This is a genomic window from Leptothoe sp. ISB3NOV94-8A, assembly GCF_043421595.1.
GTDB classification, from domain to species: domain Bacteria; phylum Cyanobacteriota; class Cyanobacteriia; order Phormidesmidales; family Phormidesmidaceae; genus Leptothoe; species Leptothoe turfae.
Genome location: NZ_JAXSQW010000001.1, coordinates 2,277,001 through 2,291,849 on the forward strand (window position 1 = coordinate 2,277,001; position 14,849 = coordinate 2,291,849).

The window sequence follows — 14,849 nt, forward strand, 5'->3', positions numbered from 1 at the left end:
CTCAAAGGTTTTGAGCCCTGAGTTTTGAATTAAAAGTTACCCCTATCACTCAAAACTAATCCTTAGCCATTCACCTGAGTCTCTTGACCGTGCCCTTTCCAGCGATTTAATTGCACACAGTCAATATCCAACTGGTCCAGAGCCCGAGCAACAACAAAATCCACCAGATCATCAATGGTCTGGGGCTGATGGTACCAGGCTGGAATCGCTGGGACAATTTTAGCGCCCGCTTCAGCTAAGGTCGTTAAATTACGTAGATGAATTAAGCTTAGGGGGGTTTCACGGGGCACCAAAACTAACGGCTTGCCTTCCTTGAGTTGCACATCGGCAGCTCGCTCTAGCAAGTCAGAACTTAAGCCTGCCGCCAATTTTCCGACGGTGCTCATGCTACAGGGCATAACCACCATACCCAGAGTCTTAAACGACCCGCTGGCAATGCTCGCTCCCACATTGCTCCAGGTATGGCACCGTAGAGTACCCGCCGTTGGCACCCCGGCCCGCTCTCGCCAAAACAGGGCCTGTTGATCTAAATCCCCGGGTAAACGCACCTGTTCTTCAGCCTGCCAAACCATATAAACAGCTTTAGAGGCTACCAAATCTATGGGGTAGCCTGCTGTGAGTAAATGTTTGATAGCTCGTACGGCGTAGATTAAACCAGAGGCTCCGGTTATGCCTAAAACCAGGGGACGAGATGACGGAGAAGCGGATGCGGCCTGTGCATCTTGTGGCATCACTAAGCTACTCTTCTCCGTCATCAAAGATGTCATCACCATTCATAGACTCAACATTATTGATATCATCGTCATCGTCATCAATGGCTTCACTACCCCCACCCACAGCCACTAAATCAATCTGCTGACGGTAGTAGTCTACGCTCTTCACCTGAACTTCCACCCGATCGCCTAAACGATATTGCTGGCGATTTTTACGACCCATGAGCTTTTGTTGACGAGAACGATATTCATACCAATCATCCTTAAGAGAGCTAACATGCACCAGCCCTTCTACCAGAAGTTCCTCTAATTCCACGAAGAAACCATAGGATTGAACACCTGTAATTAAGCCATGGAAAACCTCACCCGTATGGGCTTGCATAAAGGCAGCTTTTTTAAGGCCTTCTAAATCAGACTCAGCTTCCTGAGCCAGACGCTCTCGCTCCGTCAGATGGGTGGTTGTATGGGTGAAGAGTTCTTCAAACTCGTTGTGAATATCGGGTGGCAGTACGCTCCAGCTCACATTGCCATGGCTGCTGCTGCTGCGTAAATCCACCCGGTCTCTGGAACGGGTGGTCTTGCGATCTCGACCCTCGTCAAACACCGCATGGAGCAACCGATGTACCAATAAATCGGGATAACGTCTAACAGGAGAAGCAAAGTGGGTGTACCCATCTTCTAACGCCAGACCAAAATGACCATCGGAATGGCTATTGTAGGAAGCTGGTTTTAAAGTCGACAACAGCAAATAGGTGAGTACTTTTTCAGCCTTAGACTGGCTAAACTGTTGAACAAATCCTAAATAATCCTTGGGTGAAACAGACTCCTCATCTTCCAGCTGTAGATTGAGTCCCATGTTATTGGCTAGCTTAATCAGCTCTTGCACATCGCCAGGGTCAGGGGTGCCATGGAGACGATAAATAGCTGGCACACCTAACTCTTTTAGATGCTTGGCCACTAGCTGATTTGCTAGCAACATACATTCAGTAACAATACGTCGCGCAGGCAACAAATCCGAAACCACCATGACTCCGAGACCACCCTCATCATCATGTTGAAATTTAGGAGAGAGATAATGGGAAAGTTCTTCTCCTGCTTCTTCAGGAAAGACATGGTCAGGTAAATTTAAGTCAAAGGAGCCACGCTGATTACGTTGTTCCTGTAGAAGTTTACTCACTTCAAACAGCTGATCAATGAGTTCAAAGCTCTCTTTGAACTTAGTCAAATCACGTTTTTTAAACGACAGGGCTTCCATCGCATCCTTGTCGTCCCGTGCCAGTATGGCCTGGGCCTGATAATAATTCAGCTGATGATCGTTACAAATGACGGAGGGTTGTACCTCATAGGCCAAAACCTCACCTTCGGACGAGAGAATGACCATGACCGAAATAGTCAGGCGCTCCTTATCTGCCAGCAGTGCACACAACGATGTGGATAACGGTGGTGGCAGCAACGGCACCGGTGAATCCGCCAAATATACGGAAGTCCCACGGCGATAGGCTTCTTGGTCAATGGGACTGTTGGATGGTACGTAGTATGAAACGTCTGCTACGTGAATTCCTAATAGCCAATTACCATCATCTAGCGGCTCCAGGGTGAGGGCATCATCAATCACCTGGGCACCATCCGCATCAATACTGACGGTGGGCTGGTCGCGCAGGTCAATGCGTTTTTTGATATCAGCTTTGCGCACCCGATTGGGCAGCGCTTTAGCCGCCATCATGACTTCCTCAGGAAACGCTCGGGGCAGATCGTGTTTACAGTAAACAATATCGATATCAGCTGCCGCTTCGGCATCGCTACCCAAAATTTGAGCCACTTTACCTTGGGGTAAGTATTGCCCAATGGGATAACGCAAAATCTCTACATGAACCAGGTGGTCTATGGCTGACTGCAAATCTGATTGATTTAATTCGTCGTTATCTTGATTTTTGAGATCGAGCTGAAATAGCAATCGATCGTCTAGAGGCACCGCTTGTAGACGATCACCCTCTTCAGGCTCTTTAATTCGCGCCAGCACGGAAGAATTTGCTCGCTCCAAAATCAATTGCACTTCGCCTTCAGGACTCCGACGTCGATTGCCTTCCTTGGTCACCTTCACCAAGACTCGATCCCCATTCCAAGCATGGTGAAGATGGGCTTCTCTTACATAGATATCGTCGGCTTCTTCCTCATCTTGAATAGCGAAACAAAACCCCTTACTAGAACAGCGCAGCTTACCTTCAATCACCCCATCTTGATGGATACGGCGGTATTTGCCACGCTCCTTTTCCAGTACACCAATGCGTTCCAATGCGTCTAGGGCAATGCCCAGATCCTTAACCTGGTCGTCGTCAGCACAATTGAGCTTTTTTTCGAGGGTCTTAGTCGTAACGAGCTTATCGTTTGAGAAATTAGCCAGCAGGGAAGCAATTGAAAAATTCATGTAGCGATGAATCCTACGCATTAGTTGAGACATGCCACTGGTTTCTTGGCCAGAGACTGGGCATAGAACGCGTTGCTTCCTAAGAAACCTCCAAAAGCTGCATCCTTCACAACACCCAAACGCCAATGACAAACGTTGCCCTGAAGAACGTTAGTATGACGACCAGACCATCTAGCAACCAGCAAATTTACAAGGTACGAGGGCACTCCCCCAAGACGCATCCCTGAAAAATCACTCCGAACTACCGCTATACAGTATGGTATGCCATCTAAATCGTACCTATTCGAGCACGCTCAAGAAAATTAGCATATGAACGGTACAAGTTTTCCTTAAAGTGACCATTATGTCAAATATGTTTCAAATAATTTATTTATTTTGGCAAGAGACTTAGCGATAGGGGGTGGGGGAGTAGGCAATAGGAGGAATGCTCCTGACCTCTTCGCCATTCAGGAAACTCTACTTCCCAATCCCTATTCTCATGCACTCAGGCATCAAAATAAATTAACTTCCAATCTTTGGATGTACAGACGTTCCATGGACCGTCTCTTCACCATTTACTTTTGGAAGTATTTATGGCTTACTCCTAATGTCGTTCTCCAGTGACCACAAACACGACTCGCCGACCAATATTTGTTGCGTGGTCGGCAATGCGTTCTAGATAACGAATAACCAAGACTAACAGGACTGTGGGCTCAACATTACTAGCAGCGGTAGGAGATTGAACTAAAAGATCAAAGAGACGTTCGTAGTCATCATCGACAACGTCATCCTTTTCTTTAATTTCTCGGCCAGCGTCTACATCAAGCTCTGACAGCGATAATAAACTCAAGGCAACCATTGAGCGACACCGATCCAACATCACCTGAATCTGCTCTATAGCGTCGTGGGGGGGATAGGGAAATAGTTTTAGGGATACCTCACCAATATCCTTGGCATAGTCACCGATGCGTTCTAAATCTCGAATCATTTGCATCAACGCACTGACCAGACGCACATCCCTGGTAACAGGGGATTCTAGAGTGATCAGGTTGATACAATCTACTTCAATTTGTCGGTAGAGATAGTCAACTTGTTTATCGTGCTTCTTCAGGTTTTTTGCGGCATCAATGTTGCGATCGCATAGTGCTTCCCTGGCCAACAAGCAAGAACTTTCCACTAAAGCCCCCATACGCAGCACATCCCTCTGAAGCCTGGTCAACTTAAGATCTAAAGCTGAACGAAATGTTGGAGACACATTCAGGGGTTGCTCGATATTGTTTGATACAGTCGGATTAATGCTTTCGACGTCAGAGGAGGCTGTATTCATCGCTTAATACAAAAGTAACTGCACTGAAGGCAGTTCTTAAACGGTTGATTTTATTCAATGGTGATGTCTAGTAGTGATAGCGCATTCGTTATTGATAGGGGTGTTGTCAAAGCTACATTCTAATTCAGGCAAATCACTATTTTTAAGATAGTTTGAGAAGTTTATGAAGCCTGTCAATGTATGACTAATTTCTAGCACCACCCGATAGGGTGTAACACCCGCCCGCTCACCGTATATAAACATCGATATATAAACAGCTATGAAGCTTTATAAAGTGCTTATCTTCATACAGATAGCTCCCTTGACAGTTACAAATCTCTTGTTAGTCAAGGCTTAGCACAGAATACGTTTGATAATCAGTTGTTAAAGACTGTAACAGATTAACTGCGAAGCGTCTGATTGCGCCAATTTTAGTCAACAATTCTCTAAGAGCATAGTAGTTAATATTTAGTAAGGAACTTGGCACTCTATGGCTTTATCTGACACTCAAATCATCATCGCTTTGCTGATTGCTTTAATTCCCGGTGTTTTGGCCCTTCGTCTTGGCACCGAACTCTATAAGTAGAAGCACGTCAGAAGTACGTCTGACTGATTTCAAGCGGCCCTGCAAGCCATTTGCTTTGGGCCTTAGTGTTTTGCTTTGGGCCATAGATTGAAGCACCAGTTTCCTTCTGAGCCTTGTGGGCGTAATAACCAATTCTTTAGAGCAATGTTTATAGTGGCCTCGGGCAGACTATGCCTGGGGCTATTTTGTAGGGCGTTCCCTGACAATCAAAGGAAAATTATCGCAAAAAGATGAATTTGTGGTGCAAATGAAACAATAGCCCCATAATATGGTCAAGCTGAACAACGTGCTGGGGATGTATATCAATGACTCGACGGGCAAAACCAATGGTTATCAGGGGCAAAGCTCGCCAATCGCTGGTTTTGGAGTCTACGGTAAAGCTCACCGTCAATATTCTGCTGGCAGTGGTTGCCACATCTACCATTGCTAAGTTGTTTCCCTACTATCGTCAGCAAAAAGTTGAGCTAGAGCAACTCAACCACTCTATTCTCTCTTTAGAGAGAGAACATGCGGGTATATGGCAGGACTTTAGCCATAATTTTGATCCGGAACAATCGAGCCGCATCATGCGCGAACAAAGTGGCCAAGAGGATCCTAGCCGACACTCAATTGTTCTGATCGATCCTCTCCAAAATTCTCAGCCATCATCTCCCTAACGGCTATCTTCAGCAATCTAGGAAATAACGCACTACAATCTATGGGCAGTCAATTGACAGTCAATAGGCGGAATCCGTGGTTGCCAACGTTAATCCATTTTCTTTTCCATCCAATTCGGACGCCAGTCAAGCAGCCAGTCAGACCATAGACCAGAAACTGGCGGAATTTCAGTTTGACAGCGTCGATGCAGCTCTGGCAGATTTGGCTGCAGGTAAAGCGATTGTTGTTGTCGATGATGAGAATCGCGAAAACGAGGGGGATGTGGTTTGTGCAGCTCAGTTTGCCACCCCCGATATGATCAATTTTATGGCTGTTGAAGCTCGGGGTTTGATTTGCCTTGCCATGACGGGCGATCGCCTGGATGAGCTCGATCTGCCATTGATGGTCAGTGGCAATGGGTTTGAAGATGAAAATGAGCAAACGGCTTTTACCATCAGCATTGACGCTAGTTTGAGCTGGGGCGTAACCACAGGTATTTCGGCAGAAGATCGGGCGCGTACCATTCAAGTTGCCATCAATCCAGAGGCCAAGCCTCAAGATTTACGCCGACCGGGACATATTTTTCCCCTGCGAGCCAAAGAAGGTGGCGTCCTCAAGCGGGCAGGCCACACAGAAGCTGGGGTGGATTTATCCAAACTGGCAAGACTTTACCCTGCAAGCGTTATCTGTGAGATTCAGAATGCTGACGGGTCCATGGCACGACTGCCAGAGCTAATTGATTATGCTAAAAACCATAGCCTGAAACTGATTAGCATTGCCGATTTAATTAGCTATCGCCTGCGTCACGAACGGTTGGTTAAGCGAGAAGCGGTGGCTGATTTACCCACCCAGTTTGGGAAGTTTCAAATCTATGCCTATCGTAATTTGCTGGATAATTCCGAGCATGTGGCCATTGTTAAGGGCAACCCAGACACCTTTGGGACTCAACCTGTCATGGTGCGGGTCCATTCAGAATGCTTGACGGGGGATGCTCTGGGTTCGTTGCGGTGTGACTGTCAGCTACAGCTACAGACAGCGTTGAAAATGATTGAGAATGCAGAGACCGGTATTGTGGTCTATCTGCGTCAAGAAGGGCGGGGTATTGGTTTAGTCAATAAGCTCAAGGCCTATTCTTTGCAGGATATGGGCTTTGACACCGTTGAGGCCAATGAAAAATTGGGACTACCTGCGGATCAGCGGAATTACGGCATTGGTGCTCAAATCTTGAACGATCTTGGGGTCCATCAGTTTAAGTTGATTACTAACAATCCCCGTAAGATTGCCGGTCTTAAGGGCTATGGCCTAGAGATGGTGGACCGGATGCCATTGCTGATCGAGGCCAATACGTACAACTCAGACTATCTTTCTACGAAGGCTCACAAACTAGGGCATTTGCTTCTACGGTCGTATTTAGGGACGTTGGCCCTCCACTGGGCACAACCGTTGCCATCGGCCGAGCGCTATGAAAAGGTGAACTCGCTGCGGCAGCTAGCCCATAATTCAGGTCTGCTGTTGCAGGAAGAGGCTCGTTCCATTGCGGTTTCACTGTTTAGTCCCCAAGCCCTGATTGTTAACCTGGGACTGGCGGAACCGGTGGTTAGCAACTGGTATCAACAGCCTGATCATCAATATCGTGGTGCGATCGCAACCTTACTGGAACAGCTCATTCAGTGGTCCGATCTAGAAGAGCTAGACCTGCTTATTGCCAATGGCAGTGACCCATTCACCACACTGCAGGTAGGGTTAGATCGACAGATATTTAGTTGGCAGTCCCCCGATGTCATTGGTGAACAGCTCAGCACGCAAAGGATCTACAGCTTTTCTCGCCACAGCGTTAATGATTAAAGATGCAGAGGCGTTCCATGGAACGCCTCTGCATCTTTGTGGATCGTCTCAACCGTTTTATTGATGTGGCTGCGTCGCTAGAGCGTGCGTCGCTAGAGCGTGCGTCGCTAAGGCGTACGTCGCCTAAGGCATGCGTCGCCCCAATTGGGGCACCCGTGGTACCGGGGAAGACACCGTAGAAAGCTGCTGGCGACGTTTGGCAGCAGCCACTTCAGGCACCAGGGCAGATACCGCTTCAGCAAATTGTGGATCCCTTGCGGTACCCATCAAATCAGGGTTTCTGGTTAAGGTACTACGTTCATCGGAGGACAGGTCTACTTGAATATCAGGGGTAATGCCTCGACTACTGATATCGGTACCATTGGGTGTAAAGTAATGGGCTACAGTGACAGCAACTCCAGACCCATCAGAAAGACCGTGCAAAGATTGAACCAGGGCTTTACCAAATGTTGGACTGCCTACCACAATGGCACGATCATTATCCCCCAGTGCTCCGGTGACAATTTCACTGGAGCTGGCCGATTCTCCATTGACTAAAACCGCCAAAGGTAACTCAGTCAGATGAGTTCGGTTTGCCGAAATAGCTTCACTGTCGCCGCTGCGATCCACGGTGCGCACAATGGGGCCACGCCGCAACCACATACGAGAAATATCAATACTCGCCTGTAGCAGGCCACCGGGATTATCCCGCAGGTCTAACACAAACGCCTCGGCTCCCTGCTCACTCAGCTCAGCAATAGCCGCTTGCATCTGTTCTGCAGCATGGGCATTGAACTCATCCAGACGAATGTAGCCCACATTGATATTGTTCTGATTTTCCAGCTTGGCATTAACCGTTTGGATTTCTACTCGAGCCCGAGAAAGCACCAATGTCTGAGATTCGCTATTGCGTTCGATGGTCAGCGTAACCTGGGTGTCTGCATCTCCTCGCAGCAGTTGGGACGTCCGCTCTGCACTTAGCAGGTCGGTGGCCCGTCCGTCTATCACTAAAATGTGATCCCCAACCTTCAGCCCTGCTTGCTCAGCTGGGGAACCTGCCACAACATCAGTAACCACGATGGCCCCAGCCTCGTTATCACGATTCAAGCGGATACCAATGCCAGAGACCTCACCAGAAGTTTGCTCAGTGAGCTCAGCATATTGATTAGGGCTTAGGAAACGCGTGTAGGGATCATCCAGGCGGCGTAGGGCCCGACGTAACTCTGTGTAAGCGGCTTGGCGTGACGTGTAGTTTTGTCCTAGCAGCTCCTGACGAACCTCAACCCAATCGGTGCGATTAAAGGAATCGTCAACGTACTCGCGATATACAATCTGCCACGCTTCGTCAAGAATCGCCTTAGGTCCGTCCGTAAATGCCGCCTCAGCTGGAAATGAGGTAAAAAATGCGGGTGCTAGAATAACTGTTGCGATCGCGCCAGTCGACCGAAGTAACTCTAATGTGGTTTTCATTGAAACAGTTGCGGCAGGGGGTAATGAGATGTTTGCAAGCAATGTAAGAATCTAAACGGAGGAGTAGATTAGCCCAGGATCAAAATGAACGCTAACAAAAATAAATTTTCAAATTATGCAGCTACAAATTTTCAATATTAACGTAAAGTAACCAACCGTTTAGAATCAGCCCCTTACGTACTGAGTTTTTCAGCATAAATACTGGACTTAAATCTAGCGCACGAAACAGGTCAATTACGTAAAACTGCAGTATCTTTATTCAAACCTTACTTTTGTTATGGGCAGAAACAGTGATATCTGAAAGGTTTTGCTAAAGATTTTAACTAGACCAATCAAATTATCTAAATACTACGTCCTCAAAGACTCATAGTCCATCTACAGAGTATGCTTTGGACCGGGGAATTACAGGAGTATATTTACTGAAGCCTGCAGCGAGAGCTATCTACTATGTCAAAGGCCAAGACGTTAAAACGACGTTTAAGGCACGTCGGACTGGGATTACTAGTGGCAGTTACGATTGCTACATTGATTGCCTTCAGTAGTCTATGGCCAGCCAGCCAGCGCCCCACAGATGCTTACCTGGTTTTAGGCGGTAGCATTCGCCGAGAAATGTACATGGCTCAGCTAGCTAGTACCTTTTCAACCGAGATACCCATTTTGGTATCTGCCGGTTCTGCTGACCCCTGCATTCGTTTGCTATTTGAGCAAGCAACGGCGTCTCTAAATCAGGTTTGGCTAGAGAACTGTGCTGAGTCTACCTTTGGTAATTTTGTTTATTCTGTCCCTATTCTAGAGCGCTGGGGAGCTCGTCATGTCACTCTAGTCACCTCTGGCAGCCACACATTTCGAGCTGTCACCCTGGCCCGTATTTTGTTTGGAGCCCAGGGAATTTGGGTTGAGCCCCTGATTGTGGATGAAATTGGCATCCCTGGCAATCAAGAAACGACGCTGAAAAGTACCCTTGATATCAGCCGTAGTTTGCTGTGGGCATTCGTCGCTCAAGTCCATAGGCCTACCTGCCATCGGTTAACCCCTCTGACCGCAGTGAACTTAGAGCAGTGGCGGCAAAAGGGGTTTAAGTGTGAGCATCAGGCGGGGATTGAGGGAAGTTGAAGGAATTTTGAGTTTTTTTATTGGTTATTGGTTATTAGTGAGTTGCTTTTTAAGGGGTACGCACTAGTAAACGCCTAAGACCTAATATCCAATACCTAAGACCTAATAACTCTCCACCACACCTGAATATAAGTAATAGTCCTTAATCTTCACCCCAAACCGCTGTACCGGAATTGTCGCTACTTGTTCCCAGTTAGACGCTAGCGTCAGCGGTCCTGCACCAAAGGGATGCCAGTCGTCGGCTACAACCAGGGCCGATTGGCCAATCAAAGCTCGTTTGCTAGCCCAAACATCAAACTGATCGATGCGATCAGATATGGCTAAAACACGATCGTCATTAAGCGCATAGGCCAGGGCAGAGGCAGAGCGGTAGTCGGTCGTCAACAATAAATTGTGCTGGGGGGCATAGTCTTCGACAACCGCTGCTACCTGGTGCCATCCAAACGACATACGCCCATCGGGATCGCCGTCTGGGCCAAATAGAGCAGTTACTGGTAACAGACAATAGTTAATCACCAGTAGCCAGGCGACAACTACTCCTAAAATTTGCATGCCATTGAGCCAGTCTCGATGACGCAGGGTTTCAAGATTCTTATCAAGGAAAAAGGTGGGGACTAGCGGTATCAATAGCAGGTAGGCCAAAATATTCCAGTAGTAGAGCGCAGTGGAAAACAGCCCCACTAAGGAAAGCGTTCCTGTTGATGTGAGGAATAATCCTAAGGCTATGATGCGATAGGTAGGAGAGTTTAAGGGACGTTTGCGCATCACAGACCGTACCATGGCCCAAACTAAAGGGGGTGATAAAATCAGCGCCGCTGTTAGCCAAAAAAACAAAACGGCATCGGGCCGCAACGTGGGACCACCGCCACTGTCAACGCTGCGGGTGAGGTAATACTGAAACGACAGCCAGTCGTTTTGAAAATTCCAAATTAAAATCGGTAGGCTGAAAAGAGATGCGATCGCAACTCCCCCGTACAGTCGCCCATCCCGCAAAAGCCAGCGGAGTTTGGGCTGACTGACAATCGTACCCAGAACCGTTATGCCCACAAATACAGCCGTATATTTACACAAACCGGCCACCCCTAAGGCAGCAGCTCCTCCATAGAGATATCTGCTGTTGCCCTGCCCCGTTAACCACACCCCATCTAAAAATCGTACAAACCAGTAGGCCGATAGTAGAGAGAATGCAATTAGCCACTGATCGTGCCAGGCCAATGTTAAAAATAAAAAATAAAGTGGACTACTCCAACAGCACAGGATGGTAACAACCCATGGGGTATAGAAGCGTCTGCCATAGATATAACGAGTAATTTGATAATAAGCCCAGAAAAATAACCCATTACTTAGCACTGTGGGTAGCCGCAACACAAATTGGGAATGTCCTAAATAAGAAAAAAGCCCCTGCACCCAGGCATGGAACGGTGGATGGTCGTAGTAGGACCAATCTAAACGCTGACCCCACAGCCAGTAGTAAGCCTCATCAGGATTGGGAAACGCCGTCAGCCAATAAACAATATGGGCTAGTAACATTAGCCACAGCCAGGGGGCTTTCAAAAGCCAGGGTGCTTTTAAAAGCCAGGGTGCCTTCAAAATAGGATGGGACTGCAGTGAGCCTTTTAATTTAAAACTCAAAATACCCTCCGGGAAGCCACTGAAGCGCTTACTCAAATGTGCGCACCAGAATATTCTAGGGCACCTGTCCTCCCTTACTCTTCTTTGCTATGGTCTCACACTCGATTTTACGGGTCGTTCCTAGGGTTCCACCCCATCATCCGCCGCTTCAATATCAATGCCCCAATCCCGCAGGGCTTCGTCTCCGTCGTCAATCAGCTCCTCAGACTCGAACTGGGGTGAAATTACCAGCTCTGAACGTTCTTCTGGATCGCTCCACAGGGTTGGGGTATAGATAATTACAGGTAATTCTGCACCCTTTAATCCACGGATGATGCGCTCTGGGGTTTTGGGAAAGGTAACAAACAGCGGATAGGGCTGCTCTGAGCCCTCATTCATCAGATGTTCATGCCGTGCTGGCATGAGCCATTCATAGTTTTCCGACAGCAATATCTGGGTTTGTCGCCACCGAGATAACAGTTCCGAAAAATCTTCATCTGGACGGTGAATAAAAAGAAGCACATCCACACCAGTTTTGATTTTCCATTCAGGGTCACACATGAGGATGGCCAAATCGCAGGGTAACGTGACCACCTCTCGGCGTTTATTCAAGGGGCCGACGGGACTATCAATAGCGCGTCGAATACTAATATTAGGTAAGGGAATCGTGACAATGCTTTCCTGGGGGCGGCGCATGCTGGGCAACATTTCTAGATAGGGGCGATACTGCTTGAGCATGGCTAATGCCCCTCGGTAGTTGCTGCACCTTGCAAGCAGATTTTCATAGTCGCCCTGCTGAATAGCCATGGTTGATTGAACGCTGATCAAACAAATCCATTCTAGCTTTCCCAACTGACTACCCACCATTGTCGGGAATTATTGTAGAGGTGTCCCATGGGACACCTCTACAATAATTCCGTAGATCTCTCTGCTAACGCTGAGCGCTCACCCCGGGTTAGCAAGATATGACCCGCTAAAGGCTCATGCTTGAACCGCTCTACCACATAAGCTAAACCATTACTAGCGGCATCCACATAGGGATTGTCGATTTGTGCTGTGTCACCCGTCAAAACAATTTTGGTGCCCTCTCCTGCACGGGTCAAAATAGTCTTAACTTCGTGGGGAGTCAGATTTTGAGCCTCATCAACAATCAAAAACTGTTTCGGTAACGTTCGTCCGCGAATGTAGGTCAACGCCTCGATTTGCAATAGGCCCATTTCCATGAGTTCTTCATGTCCCCTGCGCCAATGGGCGGGTTGACCAACCGGATCTTGAGTGCCAAAAATTAGATCAAAGTTGTCGTATAACGGCTGCATCCAAGGCGTCAGTTTCTCGTTAATATCCCCAGGCAAATAACCAATATCTCGTCCCATGGGTACCACTGGGCGAGATATTAACAACCGACTGTAGGATCTCTCCTCCGATACTTTTTGAACACCTGCCGCAATGGCCAACAGAGTTTTACCCGTACCGGCTTTACCTACTAAAGTAACCAGAGGGATAGTGTCATTTAGTAACAAGTTTAATGCAAACTTTTGTTCTCGGTTACGGGGATGTACTTGAGAGATTCCGGCATAGGGCACTTTTGGCAAGGGAACAATACGTCCTGATTCCCCTTCCACCATGGCCAGTGCAGTGTGGGCTGGATTGTTAACATCCACAAGGGTGAGAGACTGGTTAGGATAGAACTTGCCATCTAATTCCAACGTTCCACCACGAAACAGTTGGCTCAGTTGTTCTGCATCAACCAGTAGCTCCCCTGTCCCAGAATACAGATCGTCAATATCAATTTTGTCGGTTTCATAATCTTCGGCAGCCAGACCTAAGGTATCGGCTTTAATGCGAAGGTTGGCATCTTTACTGACCAAAACCACAGGGCATTGACAGGTTTGTTTGTGCTCTAGGGCAACGGCTAAGATCTCATTGTCGGCCTTATCGCCTTCAAGTTCTAGGGGCAATGAAGAGAGAGTTTCTTGATGACACAAAGAGACCTTGAGAGTACCGTCCCCTTCCAAAAAGATCCCTTCAGTAAGGCTACCCTGCCCGCGCAGTTTGTCTAAGGTACGAGACACTTGACGAGCATTACGGCCAGTTTCATCCAGGGACTTTTTAAACCGATCGAGTTCTTCAACGATGGCAATGGGTAAGATGACGTCGTTTTCCTCGAAACGATAGATGGCTTTAGGATCGTGCAACAGCACATTAGTATCGAGGACAAACGTCTTTTTCATAAATAAGAATCACCCTTGAAGTTCCTTAAAATCCAGATTGGACAGGAACTTCGTTACAACTAAATGACATCAGAAATATATGTACTATTATCTATTAAACTGCATCGGTTTGAGTAGCAAACTACCGTAAAAATGACTTTAATATTTCCCTCACATTTAGCCCTTGACTTAGACTAGTGTCCCCAATAAGGGAATGCTCTAACGGCTATAGCGACGATCAGCAACACCTGAATTTAGCCGTTAATCAGGCGTTATCCTTCTGAGTTCCTGATGGACACTGGTTCCTACCTGCAGGGCTTCGTTGAGAAGTTGAGCATAGTCTCCAGCCATCTCTGAGGCCTGGAGGGACTGTAGGCTGGAGAGATTAGTCTCAATGCTGGCAAATAGTTCATGGCGACGCGCTATAAATCGCTGGTGTTTGCGCATAATCTTATCGCTCGTAAGTCCGCACACTAAACTCTCGCGGGTAAGGTGTAATGCTTCTTTGACAGCATCGGGATTATCTAATGCCAAACGTCTAGATGTGCGATCGGCCTGACGTAATTCTTCTAAAATTTCAACGGCCTTAATCATTTCGTTAAAGCGATCCACCTCATCCAGTAGGTGGCTGAGCACCTTAAGTTGCCGGCCTTTGTAAATGCCATAACTGCCATGGGCAAGGGTAGTGGCGATCGCACCCACCACACCAATACCCATAAACACAACCACCGCCTGCTGGGCCACATTGCGGCCCAGCACTAAACACACCGGCAACCAGAGCACCAGCGCCACAGCCAGCACCAGCCCTTGATTTATCAACCAGGCCCAGCGTAACCGTGGCCGCCGAAAGACTGACAAGCGGGTCCCCCACCCCATGGATAAATCGCTAATATCCAGCCCCGTCAGCTCGTCCAAATCACGATTTGTAATCCGCAAACTATCCAGATTCACGTCGCTCATGTCTGTCTCCGATCCT

The 14,849-nt window shown here is 47.7% G+C and carries 12 protein-coding genes; 4 read left to right on the forward strand and 8 right to left on the reverse strand.

What is annotated here, in order from left to right:
- Positions 1–62: 62 nt before the first annotated feature.
- The 3 genes from SPB21_RS09880 to phoU all read right to left on the reverse strand — a co-directional run bounded on the left by SPB21_RS09880 (position 63) and on the right by phoU (position 4,444).
- Positions 63–731 (reverse strand): flavin prenyltransferase UbiX, encoded by a 669-nt coding sequence (locus SPB21_RS09880; RefSeq protein ID WP_490794632.1) that lies wholly within the window; start codon positions 729–731, stop codon positions 63–65.
- A 7-nt stretch (positions 732–738) separates the two neighbouring features.
- Positions 739–3,138, reverse strand: a complete 2,400-nt coding sequence (locus SPB21_RS09885; protein WP_499866440.1) for a ribonuclease R family protein — start codon at positions 3,136–3,138, stop codon at positions 739–741.
- A 583-nt stretch (positions 3,139–3,721) separates the two neighbouring features.
- Positions 3,722–4,444, reverse strand: coding sequence for a phosphate signaling complex protein PhoU (phoU, locus tag SPB21_RS09890; RefSeq protein ID WP_163664156.1), 723 nt, complete (start codon positions 4,442–4,444; stop codon positions 3,722–3,724).
- Between the two features lie 469 nt (positions 4,445–4,913).
- Between phoU and psaM the strand changes: the two genes are divergently transcribed.
- From psaM to ribBA, 3 genes are all read left to right on the forward strand, one after another.
- Positions 4,914–5,009 carry a photosystem I reaction center subunit XII gene (psaM, locus tag SPB21_RS09895; RefSeq protein ID WP_006514064.1) on the forward strand — a complete coding sequence of 32 codons (96 nt, stop codon included), beginning with the start codon at positions 4,914–4,916 and terminating at the stop codon, positions 5,007–5,009.
- Positions 5,010–5,314: 305 nt separating this feature from the next.
- Positions 5,315–5,665, forward strand: coding sequence for a slr1601 family putative cell division protein (locus tag SPB21_RS09900; RefSeq protein WP_163664158.1), 351 nt, complete (start codon positions 5,315–5,317; stop codon positions 5,663–5,665).
- Between the two features lie 76 nt (positions 5,666–5,741).
- Entirely contained in the window at positions 5,742–7,490 is a 1,749-nt protein-coding gene (ribBA, locus tag SPB21_RS09905; RefSeq protein ID WP_431732074.1) for a bifunctional 3,4-dihydroxy-2-butanone-4-phosphate synthase/GTP cyclohydrolase II, read from the forward strand.
- A 123-nt stretch (positions 7,491–7,613) separates the two neighbouring features.
- On the opposite strand, the gene SPB21_RS09910 is transcribed toward ribBA, so the two are convergent.
- Positions 7,614–8,939: a S41 family peptidase gene (locus SPB21_RS09910; RefSeq protein WP_499866441.1), complete on the reverse strand. Its 1,326-nt coding sequence runs from the start codon at positions 8,937–8,939 to the stop codon at positions 7,614–7,616.
- Between the two features lie 447 nt (positions 8,940–9,386).
- Between SPB21_RS09910 and SPB21_RS09915 the strand changes: the two genes are divergently transcribed.
- Complete coding sequence (locus SPB21_RS09915) at positions 9,387–10,052, forward strand: YdcF family protein (RefSeq protein ID WP_163664162.1); 666 nt, start codon at positions 9,387–9,389, stop codon at positions 10,050–10,052.
- 102 nt (positions 10,053–10,154) lie between these two features.
- Here SPB21_RS09915 and SPB21_RS09920 read toward each other — a convergent pair whose 3' ends face one another.
- The 4 genes from SPB21_RS09920 to SPB21_RS09935 all read right to left on the reverse strand — a co-directional run bounded on the left by SPB21_RS09920 (position 10,155) and on the right by SPB21_RS09935 (position 14,833).
- A complete protein-coding gene (locus SPB21_RS09920; RefSeq protein ID WP_499866442.1) occupies positions 10,155–11,720 on the reverse strand; it encodes an ArnT family glycosyltransferase in 1,566 nt (521 codons plus the stop codon).
- Between the two features lie 84 nt (positions 11,721–11,804).
- Positions 11,805–12,470: a hypothetical protein gene (locus tag SPB21_RS09925; protein WP_499866443.1), complete on the reverse strand. Its 666-nt coding sequence runs from the start codon at positions 12,468–12,470 to the stop codon at positions 11,805–11,807.
- A gap of 98 nt (positions 12,471–12,568) precedes the next feature.
- Positions 12,569–13,894 carry a PhoH family protein gene (locus SPB21_RS09930; protein ID WP_163664166.1) on the reverse strand — a complete coding sequence of 442 codons (1,326 nt, stop codon included), beginning with the start codon at positions 13,892–13,894 and terminating at the stop codon, positions 12,569–12,571.
- A gap of 240 nt (positions 13,895–14,134) precedes the next feature.
- Complete coding sequence (locus SPB21_RS09935; RefSeq protein WP_163698556.1) at positions 14,135–14,833, reverse strand: hypothetical protein; 699 nt, start codon at positions 14,831–14,833, stop codon at positions 14,135–14,137.
- Between the last annotated feature and the right edge of the window lie 16 nt (positions 14,834–14,849).

Bases quoted from the DNA above. Each gene is read 5' to 3' on its own strand.
- SPB21_RS09880 (WP_490794632.1), bottom strand. From the start codon at position 731: ATGCCACAAGATGCACAGGCCGCATCCGCTTCTCCGTCATCTCGTCCC.
- SPB21_RS09885 (WP_499866440.1), bottom strand. From the start codon at position 3,138: ATGAATTTTTCAATTGCTTCCCTGCTGGCTAATTTCTCAAACGATAAG.
- phoU (WP_163664156.1), bottom strand. From the start codon at position 4,444: ATGAATACAGCCTCCTCTGACGTCGAAAGCATTAATCCGACTGTATCA.
- psaM (WP_006514064.1), top strand. From the start codon at position 4,914: ATGGCTTTATCTGACACTCAAATCATCATCGCTTTGCTGATTGCTTTA.
- SPB21_RS09900 (WP_163664158.1), top strand. From the start codon at position 5,315: ATGACTCGACGGGCAAAACCAATGGTTATCAGGGGCAAAGCTCGCCAA.
- SPB21_RS09910 (WP_499866441.1), bottom strand. From the start codon at position 8,939: ATGAAAACCACATTAGAGTTACTTCGGTCGACTGGCGCGATCGCAACA.
- SPB21_RS09915 (WP_163664162.1), top strand. From the start codon at position 9,387: ATGTCAAAGGCCAAGACGTTAAAACGACGTTTAAGGCACGTCGGACTG.
- SPB21_RS09925 (WP_499866443.1), bottom strand. From the start codon at position 12,470: ATGGCTATTCAGCAGGGCGACTATGAAAATCTGCTTGCAAGGTGCAGC.
- SPB21_RS09930 (WP_163664166.1), bottom strand. From the start codon at position 13,894: ATGAAAAAGACGTTTGTCCTCGATACTAATGTGCTGTTGCACGATCCT.
- SPB21_RS09935 (WP_163698556.1), bottom strand. From the start codon at position 14,833: ATGAGCGACGTGAATCTGGATAGTTTGCGGATTACAAATCGTGATTTG.